Genomic DNA, 18,164 nt, shown 5'->3' with positions numbered 1-18,164 from the left:
CGGGACGGCGTCTGGACGGCGTTTGACCGCTATCCGAGCGATGTGAGGTCGCCGCGAGGACGGGAAAGGTTGCCGGGGAGGGGCGCGTCCTGGTCGCTAACGCCGCTGGGCGACGACGAAGATGCGGCGGAAGGGGAAGAGGGTGCCGTGTGTGCCGGGTGGGTACGCCTCGCGCAGGGCGTCGCGGTACTCGGCGAGGAACGCCGCGCGCGCCTCCTCGTCGCCGCGCAGCGCGGTGAGCACCGGGCGCAGCGCCGTGCCCTTCACCCAGTCCAGCACCGGGTCCTCGCCGGGCAGCGGGTGCAGGTAGGTGGTCTCCCACACGTCGAGCGAGCAGCCGAGCGGGGCCAGCGCGGCGAAGTATCCGGCCGGGGAGAGCACGGTGTCGCCGTCGCGCAGGAGGTCGCCGAGGCGCGCGCGCCAGCGCGGGCTCCGGGTCAGCTCGGCGAGGAGCCGGTGGCTGGGGGCACCGAAGTTTCCGGGCACCTGGAAGGCGAGGACGCCGCCGGGCTTCAGGCCCGCCACCCACTGGGGGAAGCGGCCGGCGTGGCCGGGCAGCCACTGGAGGGCGGCGTTGGAGACGATCAGGTCGTGGGGCTCCTCGGCCCGCCACGCGGCGATGTCGGCGAGGGCGAAGTCGAGCGCGCCGCCGCCGGGCGTGGGGCCCGCGTACTCCCTGGCCTCCTCCAGCATGTCCTCGGAGTTGTCGTAGCCGGTGATGCGGGCGGTCGGCCAGCGCTCGGCCAGCAGCAGGCTGGGCCTGCCCGGGCCGCAGCCGAGGTCGGCGATGCGGGGGCCCCGGGGGGTGGGCAGCGGCGGGACGCGGGCGAGCAGGTCGTGCAGCGGCCGGGCGCGGTGACCGCTGTGGCGTTGGTACTGGTGGGGGTCCCACTGGGGGCGGTCGGTGGTCATGGAAACGATCGTGCCCCGGTTATATCTCGACGTCAAGAGACTTCACATCGACACAACTACTACACTGTTCACCATGGAGGGCCCCATGGAGGACGAGGTTGACAGGCTGGTCGCCGCCTGGCGGCGGGAGCGGCCCGATCTCGACGTGGAGCCGCTGGAGGTGCTCAGCCGCGTCAGCAGGCTGGCGCGCCACCTGGACCGGGCGCGCCGCCAGGTCTTCGCCGAACACCGGCTGGAGTCGTGGGAGTTCGACGTCCTCACGGCGCTGCGCCGGGCCGGGAGCCCCTACCAGCTCTCCCCCGGACAGCTCCTGACGCAGACCCTGGTCACCTCGGGCACGATGACCAACCGCATCGACCGCCTGGCGCGCAAGGGCCTGGTCGAGCGGCTGCCCGACCCCAGCGACCGCCGCGGCGTGCTGGTGCGGCTGACCGCCTCCGGCCAGCGGCACGCGGACGAGGCCCTGGCGGAGCTGCTGGTCCACGAGCGCGCCATCCTCGGCGACCTGACCGGCGCGCAGCGCCGCGAACTGGCTGCGCTGCTGCGGGCGCTGACGGCGCCCTTCGACAACACCCCGGCATAGGCGGGGCGTCGGGGGCGGAGCCTCCGCCTGCGCGCCGCCGCAGCTCCCGCCTCGCGAACGTCCACTCCATCGGGTGATCAACAAACCCCAGGTGTTCACGGTAAGTTGTCAGTCAGTCACGGCCCGCCGCGCAAAGGCCATATCGACCTGGGGGACCGACGCGTTGCTCACCACCTCGTTGCTCACCACATCCTGGACCCGTGTCCGTCCGCTTCTCCCCACTCGCATCGATCTGCTGGAGGCGTTCCGGCAGCCACGCCGGGATCTGCTGGCCGGGGTGACCGTCGCGGTCGTGGCGCTGCCGCTCGCGCTGGGGCTCGGGATCTCCTCCGGCATGGGCCCGGCCGCCGGGCTGGCCACGGCGGTGGTCGCGGGGGCGGTGGCGGCGGTCTTCGGCGGGTCGCACCTGCAGGTATCGGGCCCAACCGGGGCGATGACGGTGGTGCTGGTGCCGATCGCGGCGCGGCACGGACCGGAGGGGGTGCTGACGGTGGGGCTGCTCGCGGGGCTGTTGCTGCTGGCGCTCTCCCTGCTGCGCTTCGGGCGTTATGTGAGGTTGATTCCCGCTCCCGTGATGGCGGGGTTCACGCTGGGGATCGCGTGCGTCATCGGGCTTCAGCAGGTGCCTGCCGCGCTGGGGGTGTCCACGCCGGAGGGGGTGCAGGTGGGGGCCGTGGCGTGGGAGGCGGCGGCGGAGTTCGCGCGCGACCCGAACTGGACGGCGCTCGCCCTCGCCCTCGGGGTGGCCGCCGCGGTGCTGGCCGGCGCGCTCTGGCGGCCGGGGGTCCCGTTCTCGATCCTGGCGGTCGCCGCCGCGACGCTCGCGGCGGAGATCCTCCCGCTCAACGGCGTTCAGGCCATCGGGGAGTTGCCGGCCGGGCTGGCCGTGCCCTCGCTGTCCTTCCTCGGCGCGGGCGTGCTGGATCCCGGGGCGTTCGGGGCGCTGCTGGCGCCCGCCATGGCGATCGCCGGGCTGGCGGCGCTGGAGTCGCTGCTCTCGGCGGGGATGGCCGACGGGATGGCGGAGGGTCGCGCGAACGCCGCGGACGCCGCGAACGCCGGGGACGCCGGGGACGCCGGGGCGCGGGTGCCGCCGCACGACCCGGACCGGGAGCTGTTCGGGCAGGGCCTGGCCAACGTCGCCGCGCCGCTCGTCGGCGGCATCCCCGCGAGCGGCGCCACCGCCCGCACGGCGGTGAACGTGCGGGCCGGGGCCGTCTCGCGCCTGTCCGCGCTCGTCCACGCGGCGGTCCTGGCGGCCGTCATCTGCGCCGCCGCGCCGCTCGTCGCCCGCATCCCGCTGGCCGCCCTGGCCGGGGTGCTGCTGGCCACGTCGGTGCGGATGGTCGAGCCCGGCTCGCTGCGCGCCATGGCACGCGCCACGCGGCCGGACGCGGTGGTGGTGTCGCTGACGGCCGTCGTCACGGTGGCGTTCGACCTCGTGTACGCCGTGATCCTCGGGATGCTGGCGGCCGGCGTCACGGCCCTGCACGCCGTGGCGGCGCAGGCCCGCGTCGACCGCGTGGCGCTGGCGGACGAGCTGGCGGCCGTCCTGGGCCGGGAGGTCGGCGACGACCGGGACGAGATGCGGCTGCTCGCCGACCACATCGTGGTGTACCGCCTCGACGGCCCTCTCTTCTTCGCCGCCGCCCACCGCTTCCAGCGCCAACTCGCGGAGGTGAGCGGCGTCTCCGCCGTGATACTGCGGATGTGCCGCGTGACGACGCTCGACGCGAGCGGCGCGCTCGCGCTCAAGGAGGCGATCGAACGCCTGGAGCGGCGCGGCATCGCGGTCTACGTCTCCGGCATCCGCGAGGGCCACGACCAGCCGCTCAAGGCGATCGGTGTCATACCGCGGCTGCGGGCGGCGGGGCGGGTCTTCGCCACGACGGCCGAGGCCATCGAGGCGGCCCGCCACACCCTGCGCGCTGCGGGCACCCTCCCGGGCCCCCGCCACCCCTGACCGGCGCCCCGCGGCGCCCCGCTCCGAGGGCTGCTCAGGGCGGGCTATGCCCGGGACGCCGCGAGGCGGCTGCCGAGGAGGACCATGCGCAGGGCGTTCTCCGCCGCGTCGGCGAGGAACTCCCGGCCCCGCGCCAGCGCTTCGGGCAGTGGGAGAGGCGCGGGCAGGATGCCGCTGTAGGCGTCGACGCCGATGAGGCGCGTCTCGTGGGCGCCCTCGCCGATCGTGCCCGCCAGAGCCAGGACCGGGACGCCGAGCGCCTTGGCACGGCGCGCCACCTCGCCGGGGATCTTGCCGTGCGGGGTCTGGCCGTCCAGCGAGCCCTCCGCCGTGACCACCAGGTCGGCCCCGGCGAGCCGCGCGTCCAGGTCCAGGTGGTCCAGCAGCACCTCGAAGCGCGGCTTCAGCCGCGCCCCGAGCGCGGCCAGACCCGCCCCCAGACCACCCGAGGCCCCCGTCCCGGGAGCCCGGCGCAGGTCCAGGCCCCGCAGGCCCCGCGTGGGCGCGAGGTCGCGCCCCAGCACGGCCGCCCACCGCTCCAGCGCGGCGGACAGCTCCTCCACCTGCTCGGGCGTCGCGCCCTTCTGCGGCCCGAAGACGCGGGCGACGCCGCGCGGCCCGCACAGCACGTTGAACGGGTTGCAGGCCAGCACGATCTCGGCGTCCGCGAGCCGGGGGTCGAGGCCGCCGGCGTCGATCCGGTCCAGGCGGAGCAACGCCGTCCCGCCCGGCGGCAGTTCGCGTCCCTCGGCGTCGAGGAGGCGGGCGCCGAGGGCCTGCAGCGCGCCCGCTCCCCCGTCCGAGGTGCCGGAGTCGCCGCAGCCCACGAGGATGCGGCGTGCCCCGGCGTCCAGCGCGGCGCGCATCAGCTCGCCCACGCCGTACGTGGTGGTGACGCCCGGGTCCCGGCGTTCGGGCGGCACGAGGGCCAGGCCCGCCACGGCCGCCATCTCCACCACCGCCGTGCCCGGCAGCAGCGCGTAGTGGCTGTCCACCGGGTCGCCGACCGGGCCGGTGGCCAGCCGCGGCACGACCCTGCCGCCCGGCGTGACCGCCGCCAGGGCCTTGGCCGTGCCCTCGCCGCCGTCCACCAGGGGCAGCAGCTCGATCTCCGCGCCGGGCGCGACCCGCAGCAGGCCCTCGGCGATGGCCTCGGCGGCGTCCGAAGCCGACAGCGACTCCTTGAGGCCGCTGGGGGCCACGGCGATTCGGTAGGGCGGGATCACGTATTTCTCCTTTGCGGCTTCACGGCATCACGCGGCTTCACGGCGTGACACCGAGGAACGGCCAGACTGCGAGGGCGAAGAGCAGGACGAGGGCGGCGGTCAGCGGGGCGAGGAACGCCGACAGGCGCAGCAGGTCGCCGGGCGTGTAGGTGGGGGCGCCGGGCACGTCGGAGAAGAGGGTCACGGGTTTGGCGGAGGCGGGCAGCGTGTGGCAGAACCCGGCCGCCGCCGTGGAGGCGAGGGCCGCCGCGACCGGATCGACGCCCGCCGCCAGCGCCGAGGCCACCACCAGCGGCACCAGCACGCTCGAACGCGCCGACCGCGACTGGAGGAGAAGGTGCGCGGCGGTGCTGATCGCGACCACGACGGCCAGGAAGAGCCAGGCGGGCACCGCCTCGCCGCCCGGCAGCCCCGAGACGAGCCAGTCGGCGGCGCCGGACTGGGCCAGCGCCACGCCCATCGCCATCGTCATCGCCATGAACAGCAGCAGCGACCACGGCACGGTCGCCAGCGCGTCCTTCAGCCGTATCGTGCCGAGGCTCGGCGCCGTCGCCACCACCGCGCCGATCAACGCCACCAGCGCGGGCGAGACCCCGTGCAGCGGCTCACTGCACCACAGGGCCACGACCGTGGCCAGCAGCAGCGCCGACCGCGCCTCGCCGGCCGTCAGCGGACCGGTCACCGGCTGCTCGCTGTGAGCCTGGATGTCCTCGGCGCTCACCTTCACCGGCCCTCGCCGGTCGGCCCGCCGCGTCATCGTCAGCAGCACCAGCTCGGCGGCGAGGTGCGAGGAGACCACGGCCAGCGGCAGCCCCAGCAGCAGCCACTCGTGGAAGCCGATCCGCTCGCCCGTCGTCTCCCACAGCACCGAGACCGTGATCAGGTGCGCGCCCGCGCCGATGAGGGTGGCGACGGCGGAGAGCAGGATGACCGTCGGGAAGAGCAGCGCGAGCGCCACGACGAGCCGCGTGCGGCCGGACAGCGCGCTGGCGAGGGCGAGGAAGACCGGCAGCGCGAGCGCGGCCCGGCCGGAGGTGGCGGGGATGGCGAAGGCGCTGGCGACGAGGGCGGCGGTGGTGACGTGGAAGAGCTGCCGCACCGTGCGCGCCCCCGACACCAGGAACGCGGCGGCGCGCCCGGCCAGCCCGCTGCGGGCGACGGCGGCGGCGAGCACGAACGCGCAGATCAGCAGCCAGACGGTCGGGTCGCCCAGGGTGCCGAAGAGGGTGTCGGTGCTGGTCACCCCGGTGGTGGTGAGGGCCAGCCCGGCGCCGAGGGCGACGAAGGTGTCGTCGATGGGCGTGGCGACCCAGGCGCAGGTGGCGAGGGCGAAGACGCACAGCGTGATGCGCGCGTCGGCGCCGAGGCCGTCGAAGTTCGTCGGGACGGCCAGCAGCCCGCACAGGCTGAGCGCCACGCACAGAGCGGCGGTTTGACGGATGGTGAGTGCCACCCCACCAGTCTCGGAACGCCGGGTGAGCCGCCGATGAACGCCTCATGAGGACGGCTTCATGTAGCCTTCCGCGATCAAGGCTGTCAGGACTGTCAGGCCTTTTCGGGGCTGTCGGGGCTGTCGGGGCGGTCGGGTCTATCGGGCCTTCGCGTCCGCCGGCTCCAGCGGCAGCCGGTAGCCCATGCCCCGCACGGTCTCCAGCCGCCCCGCGCCCAGCTTCTTCCGCAGCGCACGCACGTACACGTCCACGATGTTCGAGCCGGGATCGAAGTCGTACCCCCACACGTGGGAGAGGATCTGCTCCCGCGACAGCACCTGCCCGGGGTGGCGCAGGAACAGCTCGAGCAGCAGGAACTCGCGCGCCGTCAGGTCCACCACCGCGTCGCCCGCCCGCGCCTGCCGGGTGCGGAGGTCCAGGCTCAGGTCCCCGCTGCGCAGCACCGTCACCTCCGGCGCCCGCGCCGCCGTCCGCAGCCGCAGCCGCACCCGGGCCAGCAGCTCCTCGAACCGGAACGGCTTGGTCATCCAGTCGTCCGCGCCGCCCTCGAGGCCGGCGACCGTGTCCCGCACCGAGTCCCGGGCCGTGAGCACGATCACGGGCGTCGTGACCCGCGCCTCGCGCATCTCGCGCAGCACGGTGAAGCCGTCGCGCCCCGGCAGGCCGATGTCCAGGACGATCAGGTCGAAGCCGCCGGTGACGGCGTAGTCCAGCGCCGTGTCGCCGTCGGCGGCGACGGTGGTGACGAAGCCGTTGGCCCGCAGGCCCTTTTCGACGAAGGAGGCGATGCGCTCCTCGTCCTCCGCTATGAGAATGCGCGTCACGTCGGGGTCCTTTCCGGTGGAACGCGAAGAACGCGAAGGCCGAGCACGAGAACGAAGGTGGCGCCGCCGCCGGGCCTTTCGCGCAGCTCCACCCGGCCGTGGTGGCCCTCGGCTATCGCCTTGACGATGGACAGGCCGAGCCCGGCGCCGCGCGTGCCGCGCCGTGCGGTGCCGCCGCGCCGGAAGCGTTCGAAGATGACCTCGGCGTCCTCGGCCGGAACGCCGGGCCCGGTGTCGGCGACGTACAGCTCGACGCTCTCGCCGACGCGGCGCGAGCCGATGCGGATCGCCTGCCCGGGGCGGGTGTGCTCCACGGCGTTCTGCGCGAGCTGCACCATGGCCTGGGTGATGCGCTGCGCGTCCAGCTCCGCCTCGCACTCGGCGAGCTCGGGCAGCTCCCAGCGGCGGTCGCCCAGCGCCCGCGCCTTGACGAAGACGTCGCCGGTCAGCTCGGCGAGCGGTATCGGGGCGGGCTGCACGAAGTCGGGCCGCTCGGCCTTGGCGAGGAGCAGCAGGTCCTCGACGATGCGGCTCATGCGGTCGAGCTCGTCGGTGACCAGGCGCAGCGTCTCGCGGCGTTCGGCGGCGCTGTCGGGGCCCTCGCCGGCGTTCATCAGCTCCAGGTGGCCCCGGACGATGGTGATGGGCGTGCGCAGTTCGTGCCCGGCGTCGTCCACGAAACGCCGCTGGGCGGTGAAGGCGAGCTCCAGCCGGTCGAGCATGGCGTTGAACGTCTCGGCGAGGGCGGAGATGTCGTCCCGCCCCCGGACGGGGATGCGGCGGGTGAGGTCCTGCTCGGTGAGCTGGGCGGCGGTGGTGCGGACCAGCCGGACGGGGGCGAGGATGCCGCCCGCGACGGCCCAGCCGACGGCGCAGGTCATCAGCAGGGCGATGCCGGAGATGACGACGAGAACGCCGACCATAGCCTCGGCCTCGGCGCGCGCGCCGTCGATGTGCAGGGCGACGATGAACATGGCTTCGGGGTCGTCCGGGGCCGCGACGATGGGGACCTTGGCCCAGCGGATCTCGCCCTCCTCGCGGCGCAGGATGCCGGAGCGTTCGGGGGACTCGGCGATGCGTGCCAGCGAGGCGCCGTCGTCCTTGAGGGGCTTCTCGGACGGGATCTCGCGCTGCTGCACTTCGACGCTGGGCAGGGGCGTCTCGCGGATGAAGCCGAGCAGTTCCTCGGCGGGGTCGGGGTACTGGCGTTGCAGGAAGACCTCGAGCAGGCGTTCGGCGCCGGTGAACCGCTCGCCGGTCTCGGGGTCGCGGCCGAACCTCACGAAGCTCTCGAACTCGGAGGCCTCCTGGGAGAGCACCTCGGCGGTGCGCTCGTTCACGTCGCGCAGGAGTATCGAGCGGGTGGTGAGGACGACGGCGGCGAGGGCGACGGCCATGACGGCCAGCAGCCACAGCAGGATGCGGAAGCGTGCTGAGAGCCGGAAGCCGCCGGGGGCGGGGGCCGCCTCAGCCGTCGTCGCCGCCCCCGCTGTCGTCGTCCCCGCCGTCGCCGGGCCCGTCGTCGTTGCCGTTGTCGTCGTTGCCGTTGTCGTCGTCATCGATGGATCCCTCGGTGGTGGAGGGCTGTGGCACGACTTCCTCGTTGGGCTCTTCCGGGGTACCGCTTCCGGTATCGCTGGGGGATCCGCCGGGGCTGTCGCTCGCGGTGTCGCCGGGCGTGCCCGAATCCGAGGGCGACGGCGAGGGGTCTTCACTGAGCTCCACCTCGGCGGGCACCGACGGCTCGGCCGGGTCCTCGCTGAGCAGATAGCTGGTCCCGGCGATGCCCACGGGTATGAGAACGACGGCAGCGAGCGTCGCCATGCGATGCGTGAAGTTCATACAAGACAGACTGCGGTGCCTCTGCGCTGCGCTTCATGAAACCACGATGAGCGTCTCTTCATGTCGGACGGTTCGGATCACTCGGACGGTTCGGGTGGTTCATCATATTCGCCGCGTCTCCGCCCCGAGCCGCCCTGAGGAATGATGGCCCGCATGACACTGCGCTGCGCCATCCTGGACGACTTCCAGGACACCGCCCTCGCGGCCGCCGACTGGAGCCCTGTCCTGGACCGGGTTGGGGTCACCTCCTTCGCCGAGCACTTCGCCACCGAGGACGCCCTCGCGGCGGCCGTCGCCGACTTCGACATCATCGTCACGCTCCGCGAGCGCGTCCCCTTCCCCGCCTCGCTGCTGGCCCGGCTCCCCCGCCTGAGCCTGCTGATCGCCTCCGGCATGCGCAACACGGTGATCGACTACGCCGCCGCGGCCGAGCACGGCGTGACCGTCTGCGGCACGCAGAGCGCCGCCACCCCGCCCGTTGAGCTGACGTGGGCGCTGCTGCTCGGCCTCGCCCGCGGCGTCGTCGCCGAGAACGCCGCGCTGCGGGGGAACGGCCCCTGGCAGTCCACCGTCGGCACCGACCTCCACGGCGCGCGGCTCGGCATCCTCGGCCTCGGCAAGATCGGCACCCGCGTGGCCCGGGTGGGGCTCGCCTTCGGCATGGACGTGGCGGCCTGGAGCCAGAACCTCACCAGGGACCGCGCCGAGGAGGCCGGCGCGCGGCTCGCCCCCTCCCTCGACGACCTGCTGGCCGGCAGCGACTTCGTCTCCGTCCACCTCGCGCTCGGCGACCGCACCCGCGGCCTGGTCGGCGCACGGGAGCTGGCGTTGATGAAGCCGACCGCGTACCTGATCAACACCGCCCGGTCCGCCATCGTCGACACCGACGCGCTGCTCGCGGCGCTGCGCGAGGGCCGCATCGCGGGCGCGGCCGTCGACGTCTTCGACACCGAGCCGCTGCCCGCCTCCCACCCCATGCGCACCGCGCCCCGGCTGCTGGCCACCCCGCACCTGGGGTACGTCACGCGCGGCAACTACCGCACCTACTACGGCCAGGCCGTCGAGGCCATCGAGGCGTACCTCGCCGGGTCCCCGGTACGCCGCCTGGGCTCCTGAGCGCCTGAGCGCCTGAGCGCCATGGTGAGCGATTCGGGGCGTGACCGTCCGCCAGCCGGCACACCCGCCTTGCGTTGTTCGTTTCGTTGTGCCCGTGGCTCCGCGGGTGCTGCCACGGAGGTTGAGGGGGCGGTATCCGGAACGCAGTGATCGGCTGGCGTCGGCGTCTGGTACGGTGCAGGACATCGGACTGGTCTTTTCGGGACGTGAGGAGGTGGGTTGATGACCGCCGGGTACGGCGCTGCCGCGTGCAGCGCATCCGCCATCCCCGCCTTCCGGGCCCGGGGCTGACGCCGCGCCTCTTCGTCTGCTCAGTTCTCGGGTCCTTCCTCTCTCTCAAAGGACCTTTCCTTCGCCATGAGCGACTCTTCGTTTGACCTGCTAAACCTTCAGAACCGCATTGCCGTGCGCAGTGCGCCGCGTGCTGCGGCTTACCCGGCCGACTGGGTTCTTGAGAACCAGATGGGGCCCAACGCCCTCTGGCTCGTCGAGGAGCTGACCGCTGCGATGGGCCTCCGGCCCGGCATGCGTGTCCTCGACCTCGGCTGCGGGCGCGCCCTGACCTCCGTCTTCCTCGCCCGCGAGTACGGCGTCCACGTCACCGCCGCGGACCTGTGGATCGACCCGTCCGACAACTGGGAGCGGATCCGCGCGGCCGGTGTCGAGGACTCGGTCGTCCCGCTGCGCGTCAACGCGCACGACCTGAAGTTCGCCGAGGGGTATTTCGACGCGGTCGTGTGCGTCGACGCCTACGAGTACTTCGGCACGGACCACTGGTTCCTGCCGTCCCTGCTGCGGTTCGTGCGGCCCGCAGGACAAGTCGGCGTCGTCACGCCGGGCGTGACACAGGAACTGGACGGGCGCGTGCCCGAACACCTCGCGCCGTGGTGGGACTGGGAGTTCAACGGCTGGCACACCCCAGAGTGGTGGCGGCGGCTGTGGGAGTCCTCCGGGAAGGTGGACGTCGAGCGTGCGGATCTCCTCCCGGACGGCGCGGCGAACTGGCTGGCCTGGGAGGAGACGGTGCTGGAAGCCCACCCAGGGCGGGGCGCGGCCGACGTCGCCGCAATGCTGCGGGCAGATGCGGGGCGGACGCTGGGGTTCGCACGGATCGTCGCGCGGAAGCCGGAAGGGACGGAAGACGACGGCGGGGAGGTCTCGCTGCGGAAACCGCCGTCGGCCGAACCCGGCGTCCTGGCTGAGCGGTTGACGCTGCCGCAGTATCCACGGAGCGCGAAGTACGACCCGGCGTGGGTCATCGCCAACGTGATGGGACCGCAGCCGCTGTGGCTGGCTGAGTGGCTGACCGGCGCGATGCGGCTGGAGCCGGGGATGCGGGTGCTCGACCTCGGGTGCGGGACGGCATTGACGTCGGTGTTTCTGGCCCGCGAGTTCGGCGTGCACGTCACAGCGGCGGATCTGTGGATCGGCCCCGGGGACAACTGGCGGCGGGTGCGGGAGGTGGACACGGGCGCGGGGACGGTGACACCGCTACGAGTCGAGGCGCACGAGCTGCCGTTCGCGGACGGGTACTTCGACGCCGTGGTGAGTGTGGACGCGTACCACTACTTCGGGACGGACGTCCGGTACCTGCCGACGCTGGCACGGTGCGTGCGGCGGGGCGGTCAGATCGGAATAGCGGCGCCGGCGACCAGGGTCGACCTCGATGCAGAGCCGGTGCCGGAGTATCTGTCGGCGTGGGCGGCGGATGCGGATTTCTGGACGTTCCGGACCGCGGAGTGGTGGCGGCGGACATGGGAGAGGAGCGGGGCAGTCCTGGTGGAGACCGCAGACACCCTGGAGGACGGCTGGCGGGAGTGGTTGCTGTGGAACCAGGCGTGCGCGGAGTTCGGTGACCCGGAATGGACGGCTGGCGCGGCCCGGGAGGAAGCGGACACGGTCCGCGATGACTCGGGGCGCGTGCTGACATTCACGCGAGTGGTGGCGTCCCGGGGCTGAGCCGTCGTCGCCCCGGCACCCTGCCACTCCTTCGAGGCCATGCTCCCAGTGTGCATGGACAGAATGATCGCTGTGGCGGGGCCGGGTGCCGGGGCGGCGGAACCCGGGCAAGAAGGAAGATGCTGACGCACTTCAAAGTGCCTTTTGTAAGCTCTCTCTTACTCACTGATGATGGTGTTACGCACTACTAGTGAGGTGAGCAAGATGGTTGAGCAGCCAACTCAATCCGAGTTGTCGCAGGTCGTCATCGAGGTGTGGTCTGACCTGGGCTGCCCGTGGTGCTATGTCGGAAAGCACCGACTCCAGGCTGCGATCGCGCAGCGTCCGGACGCGGATCGGTTCGAGATCGTCATGCGGTCGTTCGAGTTGGACCCGGGCGCGCCGCACGAGCCGGAGGAGAACGAGAAGAGCTTCCTCCGTGCCCACGGCGGCACCGCCGTCGACGTCCTCCGGGCCGAGCGCCAGATGCAGGCCCTCGCACGCCAGGAGAGGCTCGAGTACTCGCTGAACCGCCTGAACGCCAACACACTCGACCTGCACCGCGTGGTCCAGTACGCCAACGACCAGGGCCGCGGGTTCGAGTTCTTCTCCGCCGTCCAGGACGGCTTCTTCGCCGGCACCCTCAACCCCCACGACCCGGACACCCTCGCAGGCGTCGCGGAGGCAGTAGGGCTGGACGGGCGGCGAGCCCGCGAGGTCCTCGCGAGCAGCGAGTACGCCGACCGAGTGCGCGCCGACCGCGACGAGGGCCTGGAACTGGGCGCGACCGGCGTCCCGTTCGTCGTCTTCGACCGTCGGGTGGCCGCCCCGGGCGCCCAGAAGGTCCCTGTCTACGGCCGCCTGCTGCAGCAGGCGGCCGGGCCCGTGCCGAGCGAGTGTGTGTCATGAGCCGGGCGAGGGACGGGCTCGAGATCGTGGCGGTCCCCTCCAGCGGGTGGTGCGATCCTGCTACCGGCACGTGCTCCATCGACGCCGACGACGGGGCGTCGACCGTGAAGGCGAGCAACGAGAACGCCGCGGGTGATGTGCCCGGCGCTGCGCAGCGATGAGCACCACCGACGGCTCAGCCTGCCGACGCGCTGACCGATGTCTTGCCTCGGCCGACTCCGGTCCGTTCGCTGACAGCCCGGTTGCTGGCGATCTCACTGTGGTGGGCGGCGGCCCAACCAACCATCGCCGTCACCGCATCCAACAGGGAACGCCCCAGATCCGTCAGCTCGTACTCCACTCGCGGCGGAACCTCGGGGTACGCGGTCCGCGTGATCAGTCCATCCCGCTCGAGGTGCTTGAGGGTCTGGGTCAGCATCCGCTGGGAGATGCCCGGGATGCTCGCCTGCAAGTCGGAGTAGCGCAGCGAGCCGGCGCTCAGGGTGCTGATGACCAGCACTGTCCACTTGTCACCGATGCGGTCGAGCACCTCACGGATGAAGGCGCTGTCCTTTGGCCATGCCTGGCACGGACCACTGATCTGTCGCGCTGAAGCCATCCCACTCGCCTCTCACCTGGTGCGCAACCGCACTACCAGTGTGTAACACAGTCGGCGACCACACACCACTCCACGACAACGACTCGCTCTGGTCGATCGCTGGAGCGCGCTCTCACGCCACTACACGCCACTACTGAAAGAGAACACCCATCCATGTCGTACCTGCTTCACATTGACTCCTCCGCGCTCGGCGAGGCCTCGGTCTCGCGCCAGGTCGCCCAGTCCTTCCTCGCAGGCTGGGACGGCAAGGTTGTCCACCGCGACCTCGCCGCGGCACCCGTGCCCCATCTCAGTGCTGCCGGCATCACCGCCCGCGTCACCGATCCCGCCCATCACACCGACGAGCAGGCTGCCGCAGCCGCATTGCAGGACGAGCTCATCGAGGAGTTCCTCGGCGCCAGGGCCTACCTGTTCACGGTACCGATGTACAACCTGTCGATGCCGTCGGTGTTCAAGGCCTGGCTCGACCAGATCATCGTCTTCGGTCGCACGTTCAGGCCGTCCCCGGCTGCCGGACGTCCAGCGGTGCTGATCTCCGCCCGAGGTGGCAGCTACGGTCCCGGCGCGCCCAACCACGGCTTCGACTACGTCGTGCCCACCGCTGAGGCGGTGCTCGGACGAGAGGAACTGCTGGGACTCGATGTCGCCACCGTGGTCCCGGAGCTGACCATGGCACCCCACACACCGTCCCTGGCGGAGCTTCTCCCGATGCACGAGGCATCCATGGCCGACGCCCACGACCGTGCTCGTGAGCTCGCCGCGACGATCGCCCGCCCGACCGCATAGTCCTCGCGTACCGGGTCGTCGAGCCCGACCGCGGCCCAGGCATGAAAGTGGCGTGAAAGCGGCGTTCGCCAATGTCTGCTCCAAGGAACGAACATCACGATCTTGGAGTACGTATGAGGTGGCGCCCTCGACTGGCCGTGGCTGTGGGGGCCGTGGCGTTGCTGACCAGCGCGGGCTGTTCGAGCGGTTCGAGCGGCGACTCGCCGAACGCCGACGGGGGCGCGGGGCAGACCCTCGGCGCGAACGACGACAACGAGCAGGAGCCGCGGGAGTCACAGGAGCCGCAGGAGCCGGTCGAGCAGGCCGGATTCGACGAGTGCGGACTCTTCGAGACCGAGGAACTGGCCGAGATCTTCGGCGCCGACACGCTGTACATCACGGGGCGGTTCATCTACCCGCAGGGGGACGGCGGGCGAATGGCCGGATGCTCCTACCTCACCAAGGACATCCCTGGCATCGACGGCTTCAAGATGTCCACGGTGGCGGGCACGAACCAGGAGGCGTTCTTCCAGAGCTGGGAGGGGTACGAGAGGGGCGAGGTCGACGATCTCGGCGACCACGCCGAGGCGTTCACCCTTTCGGATTCCAGCGACTCGGCGCACATGGGCCTTCTGAAGGTGCTCGACGGCGACACGGGGCTGAACTTCCAGTACTCCTACAGCGAGAACGACCCCGGGGGGATGCCGGCGCTCGACGAGGCCACGCTCGGCCAGAAGATGGCGGAGATCGCCGTCCTGGCGCTGGAGCGCCTGCCGGAAGAGGTGACGATCCCCGACGGTGTCCCCGAGGGCCCGTGCGCCGACATCGATCTCGCGCAGGCGTCCGGTGTGCTCGGCGAGGACCTGTTCGCGGCGCGCACCGTGCTGAGCGACACGGGCGCCATGACCTGCGAGTTCACCGGCAACAGCGCGGCCCTTCGCGCCATCGTGTACACCGATCCGGTGCTGGCCGGGAACATGAGTGTCCCGTCGGAGGACATCAACGCTCCGGAGATCGGCGACGGTGCCCTGGTCCAGATCAACCCGGAGTCGCCCCTGCTGGAGGCGACGGTCAACGCGGGCGGCGAGCGCGTCCTGTCGATCACAGGGACCTACGCCCAGGCGGCCGGCGCCCCCGACGCGCCCGGGCCGGAGGACACGGAGCTGGTTCAGGCCATCGCGGAGGCGCTCGCCGGGTGACCGGTGATGGACCGGCCAGTGACCGGCGATGACGGCCCGAACCTCAGCGCCTCAGCTTCCGGTTCCGGTTCCGGTCAGGCAGAAGGGATGCCCGGCAGGCGTGCCTCGGCCTCCGCGCCGTGGGGCCGAGGCACGCCGGGGAACGGCTACCGCCTGGCCGCTGCCACGCTCGCCCCGTCGCCGATGCTGCCCGGGACCGACAGGAGGGCGTCATACCAGGCCGTGGCCATCTTGCTGTAGCCGCCCGCGTTGGGGTGGACGCCGTCGGCGAGGTCGGCGGCGGTCAGGGCGCTGTACATGTCGACCAGGTGCACCTTCTTGCCCGCGTCGGCGCTCGCCTGCACGATGCCCGGGATCGCGGCGTTGAGCGACTGGAGGTTCGCGTCCTCCCACCCCAGCGGGATGATCGTGGCCACGAAGAGCTCGGCGTCCGGGGCCAGGCCGGTGATGTTGTCGACCAGCGTGGACATGCGCGCGGGCGCGCCCGCCGGGTCGCTGCCGTACACGTCGTTGGTGCCGATGTGCAGCAGGATCGTCTGCGGGCTGTAGGTGCCAAGCCAGCCCGTGATGTTCTCGTCGATCTGAGCGATCGTCCAGCCCGAGTGGCCCTCGTGGTCCTGGTCGCCGAGGTTGCTGGGGCCGTTGCGCATCGACCCGACGAAGTCGACGGTGTAGCCGCCGTCCAGGAACTTCTGCCACAGGTCGATGCGGTAGCCGCCCGGCACGTTGAAGCCGTCGGTGATGGAGTCGCCGAGCGGCATGACCTTCACTCCGCCCTGCATCACTCCGCTCTGCTGGGCGTGCGCGGTGCCGGAGGCCACGGTGCCGAGGGCGGCGGGGGCCGCGGCCACGGCCAGCGCGCCGAAGAGGAATTGCCGTCTGCTGGTCATGATGGTGTCGTCCTTGTCGTGGGGGGTTGGGGGCGTTACGAGGGAAACGTCCACGGGATCGCGGCCGGGTCCTCGGGGTGGGGGATGCCGTTGAAGTCCCGTGTGGGCTGGGCGCCCTGGAGGTGCCGGTCAGCGAAGTCCATCGCCGCGTTGAAGTCGCCGCCGAAGGCGCCGAGGGCCGCCGCCCCCGCGAGGGTGGGCTGGGCAGTGCGGCGCGTGATGCGTGATGAGGCCGTCAAGGAGGTCTCCTTGGTGACGTAGTGACTGCGGCGTCCTCCGTCCGGACGTGCAGCCGCACCCAGTCCGCCGGCCCCTGGAGGGCTGGGTGTTCGTCGGGGGCGCTCGCCCCTCTACTCCTGGGAGCGCTCCCATCACAGTCGCCACCAACCTAGGCCCGCCGTAACGTTCGCGCAACACCTCGCCGACTCGGCTTCAGCAACTGGCCGTTTTCCCGCCATCATCCGGTGGATGCTGACAACCAGCGGGGGATGGCGCCTGACAAGCCGCATCGCGCGGCTCGGGCTGCTGTGGTGCTGCGGCCTCGCGGCGATCGTCTACGTGCCCGCGCTGTGGATGATCGGCCTGCTGGGCCGCTGCGCCGCCGAGCGCGAGGACTCCCTGCTGTGCACGGACGCGGGCGGCTGGACGCTCATGCTCCTCCCCATCGTGCTCCTGCCCGGCGCGCTCGTCGTCGGCACGCGGGCCGCGCTGCGGGACAGTGGCAAGGGCTGGGCGGCGTGGGCCGCGTGCCTGGCGGCGGTGGCGGCGGTCGGCGGCGGGTACGCCTACATCGGCCTGGCGTGGTGAGCGGCGGTTGTCAGATCGGGTTGTCAGACTGGTTGTCAGACCTGTCTGTGAAGGTGTGGGTGCGGACGGCCTGCGCGACTACCGGGAGCACTAATTCGGTGGCCGTGGCGGGGCGTGCGCGGCTAGCGTCCCGGTGTGATCCACGAGCATCCGCTGGCCTACACGCTCGCCCTTGAGGGCCTAGCCCTGCTGCGTTCGTTCACCGGGGAGGTCCGGGAGGCCGATCGCGCGTTCGTCGACGCGCGCATCGCCGAGGTCCGCAGGCTGCTCGACGACGAGTCGCTGGCGGACGCCGCCGTGGACGTGCATCGCCTGAACACGGTGGAGGGCTACCGGGTCTGGTCCGCGACGTACGACGGCCCCAACGCGGCGTTCGACTACGACGAGCCCCTCATCGCCGAGATCCTGGACGGGCTGCCGACGGGGACCGCCCTGGACGCCGCATGCGGCACCGGCCGGCTCTCGGCTCTGCTGGCCGGGCGCGGCCACCGGGTCATCGGCGTGGACAGCTCGCCCGACATGCTGGCGCGGGCGCGCGAGCGGGTGCCGGACGGCGCGTTCCACCACGGCGACCTGCACCGGTTGCCCGTGGCCGACGACGCCGTTGACCTGGTCACCTGCTCCCTGGCGTTGACGCACGTCGCCGATCTGCGGCCGGTGATGGCGGAGTTCGCCAGGGTGCTCCGCCCCGGCGGGCACCTGGTGATCTCCGACATGCACCCCGAGTGGGTGGGGCGCGGCGCGATTCCGCCGCTACGCCGCCCGGACGGGCAGCCGGGGCGGCTGTCGGGCTACCGCCACCTGACCGGCGACTACCTGCGCGCCGCGCTTCCGGTGGGCCTGCAGGTGCGACGGTGCGAGGAGCCGGTGGAACGCCCGGGCGGCGAGGGCGAGCGGGTCGAGGCGCGGGACCGGCCGGAGCAGGAGAGGCCGAGGGAACGCCTGACGGAACTCGGGCCGTGGGAGGTCTGGCCGTGGTGCCTGTTCGACCTGGTACCCGAGGCGGCGGCCGTGGCCAACGCCGGCGTTCCGGCGTTGATCGTCTGGCACTTCCAGCTCACCGCGTAGGTCAGTCCTCGGTCGCCGCGGAGTGGGGCGGCCGCTTCGGGCCCTTCGCCGACCCGGACGGCCACCTGTGGAA

General features: G+C 72.3%; 18 protein-coding genes. 9 read left to right on the top strand and 9 right to left on the bottom strand.

The window, feature by feature from the left end; translation table 11 throughout:
• Positions 1–96: 96 nt before the first annotated feature.
• Positions 97–912 (bottom strand): trans-aconitate 2-methyltransferase, encoded by an 816-nt coding sequence (locus ACTWQH_RS17730; protein ID WP_443287562.1) that lies wholly within the window; start codon positions 910–912, stop codon positions 97–99.
• Between the two features lie 85 nt (positions 913–997).
• Between ACTWQH_RS17730 and ACTWQH_RS17725 the strand changes: the two genes are divergently transcribed.
• Positions 998–1,495 (top strand): MarR family winged helix-turn-helix transcriptional regulator, encoded by a 498-nt coding sequence (locus tag ACTWQH_RS17725; protein ID WP_443287600.1) that lies wholly within the window; start codon positions 998–1,000, stop codon positions 1,493–1,495.
• Positions 1,496–1,658: 163 nt separating this feature from the next.
• A complete protein-coding gene (locus ACTWQH_RS17720; protein ID WP_443287561.1) occupies positions 1,659–3,458 on the top strand; it encodes a SulP family inorganic anion transporter in 1,800 nt (599 codons plus the stop codon).
• 44 nt (positions 3,459–3,502) lie between these two features.
• On the opposite strand, the gene ACTWQH_RS17715 is transcribed toward ACTWQH_RS17720, so the two are convergent.
• The 5 genes from ACTWQH_RS17715 to ACTWQH_RS17695 all read right to left on the bottom strand — a co-directional run bounded on the left by ACTWQH_RS17715 (position 3,503) and on the right by ACTWQH_RS17695 (position 8,801).
• A complete protein-coding gene (locus ACTWQH_RS17715) occupies positions 3,503–4,684 on the bottom strand; it encodes a glycerate kinase family protein (protein ID WP_443287560.1) in 1,182 nt (393 codons plus the stop codon).
• 37 nt (positions 4,685–4,721) lie between these two features.
• A complete protein-coding gene (locus tag ACTWQH_RS17710) occupies positions 4,722–6,137 on the bottom strand; it encodes an SLC13 family permease (protein WP_443287559.1) in 1,416 nt (471 codons plus the stop codon).
• Positions 6,138–6,272: 135 nt separating this feature from the next.
• Positions 6,273–6,959 carry a response regulator transcription factor gene (locus ACTWQH_RS17705; protein WP_443287558.1) on the bottom strand — a complete coding sequence of 229 codons (687 nt, stop codon included), beginning with the start codon at positions 6,957–6,959 and terminating at the stop codon, positions 6,273–6,275.
• Complete coding sequence (locus ACTWQH_RS17700; RefSeq protein ID WP_443287557.1) at positions 6,956–8,518, bottom strand: sensor histidine kinase; 1,563 nt, start codon at positions 8,516–8,518, stop codon at positions 6,956–6,958. The genes ACTWQH_RS17705 and ACTWQH_RS17700 overlap by 4 nt, the downstream gene beginning before the upstream one ends.
• A complete protein-coding gene (locus ACTWQH_RS17695) occupies positions 8,427–8,801 on the bottom strand; it encodes a small hydrophilic protein (RefSeq protein ID WP_443287556.1) in 375 nt (124 codons plus the stop codon). Before ACTWQH_RS17695 ends, ACTWQH_RS17700 begins: the two co-directional genes overlap by 92 nt.
• Before the next feature lie 153 nt (positions 8,802–8,954).
• Here ACTWQH_RS17695 and ACTWQH_RS17690 point away from each other — a divergent pair, with 153 nt between their 5' ends.
• The 3 genes from ACTWQH_RS17690 (at position 8,955) to ACTWQH_RS17680 (ending at position 12,764) form a co-directional block, all read left to right on the top strand.
• On the top strand, positions 8,955–9,917 hold the full coding sequence (locus tag ACTWQH_RS17690) for a D-2-hydroxyacid dehydrogenase family protein (protein WP_443287555.1): 963 nt from the start codon (positions 8,955–8,957) through the stop codon (positions 9,915–9,917).
• 357 nt (positions 9,918–10,274) lie between these two features.
• Positions 10,275–11,876 (top strand): SAM-dependent methyltransferase, encoded by a 1,602-nt coding sequence (locus ACTWQH_RS17685; protein ID WP_443287554.1) that lies wholly within the window; start codon positions 10,275–10,277, stop codon positions 11,874–11,876.
• 204 nt (positions 11,877–12,080) lie between these two features.
• A complete protein-coding gene (locus tag ACTWQH_RS17680) occupies positions 12,081–12,764 on the top strand; it encodes a DsbA family oxidoreductase (protein WP_443287553.1) in 684 nt (227 codons plus the stop codon).
• A 175-nt stretch (positions 12,765–12,939) separates the two neighbouring features.
• On the opposite strand, the gene ACTWQH_RS17675 is transcribed toward ACTWQH_RS17680, so the two are convergent.
• Entirely contained in the window at positions 12,940–13,362 is a 423-nt protein-coding gene (locus ACTWQH_RS17675) for a winged helix-turn-helix transcriptional regulator (RefSeq protein ID WP_443287552.1), read from the bottom strand.
• Positions 13,363–13,515: 153 nt separating this feature from the next.
• On the opposite strand from ACTWQH_RS17675, the gene ACTWQH_RS17670 reads away from it, so the two are divergent.
• Positions 13,516–14,148 (top strand): FMN-dependent NADH-azoreductase, encoded by a 633-nt coding sequence (locus ACTWQH_RS17670; protein WP_443287551.1) that lies wholly within the window; start codon positions 13,516–13,518, stop codon positions 14,146–14,148.
• Positions 14,149–14,261: 113 nt separating this feature from the next.
• Positions 14,262–15,326, top strand: coding sequence for a hypothetical protein (locus tag ACTWQH_RS17665; RefSeq protein ID WP_443287550.1), 1,065 nt, complete (start codon positions 14,262–14,264; stop codon positions 15,324–15,326).
• 146 nt (positions 15,327–15,472) lie between these two features.
• Here the strand turns inward: ACTWQH_RS17665 and ACTWQH_RS17660 are convergent, their stop codons facing one another.
• Together ACTWQH_RS17660 and ACTWQH_RS17655 are read right to left on the bottom strand one after the other, a co-directional pair.
• Entirely contained in the window at positions 15,473–16,216 is a 744-nt protein-coding gene (locus ACTWQH_RS17660; RefSeq protein ID WP_443287549.1) for an SGNH/GDSL hydrolase family protein, read from the bottom strand.
• A 35-nt stretch (positions 16,217–16,251) separates the two neighbouring features.
• A complete protein-coding gene (locus ACTWQH_RS17655) occupies positions 16,252–16,455 on the bottom strand; it encodes a hypothetical protein (RefSeq protein ID WP_443287548.1) in 204 nt (67 codons plus the stop codon).
• A gap of 229 nt (positions 16,456–16,684) precedes the next feature.
• Here ACTWQH_RS17655 and ACTWQH_RS17650 point away from each other — a divergent pair, with 229 nt between their 5' ends.
• The gene (locus ACTWQH_RS17650) at positions 16,685–17,023 is read left to right on the top strand and encodes a hypothetical protein (protein WP_443287547.1); all 339 of its coding nucleotides are present in this window, start codon (positions 16,685–16,687) and stop codon (positions 17,021–17,023) included.
• A gap of 135 nt (positions 17,024–17,158) precedes the next feature.
• On the top strand, positions 17,159–18,091 hold the full coding sequence (locus ACTWQH_RS17645; RefSeq protein WP_443287546.1) for a class I SAM-dependent methyltransferase: 933 nt from the start codon (positions 17,159–17,161) through the stop codon (positions 18,089–18,091).
• Positions 18,092–18,164 lie beyond the last annotated feature (73 nt).

The organism is Streptomyces sp. 6N223, from assembly GCF_052246635.1.
GTDB lineage: Bacteria > Actinomycetota > Actinomycetes > Streptomycetales > Streptomycetaceae > Streptomyces.
The sequence above is the reverse complement of the archived record's forward strand: the minus strand, read 5'-3'. Positions and strand labels throughout refer to the sequence as shown.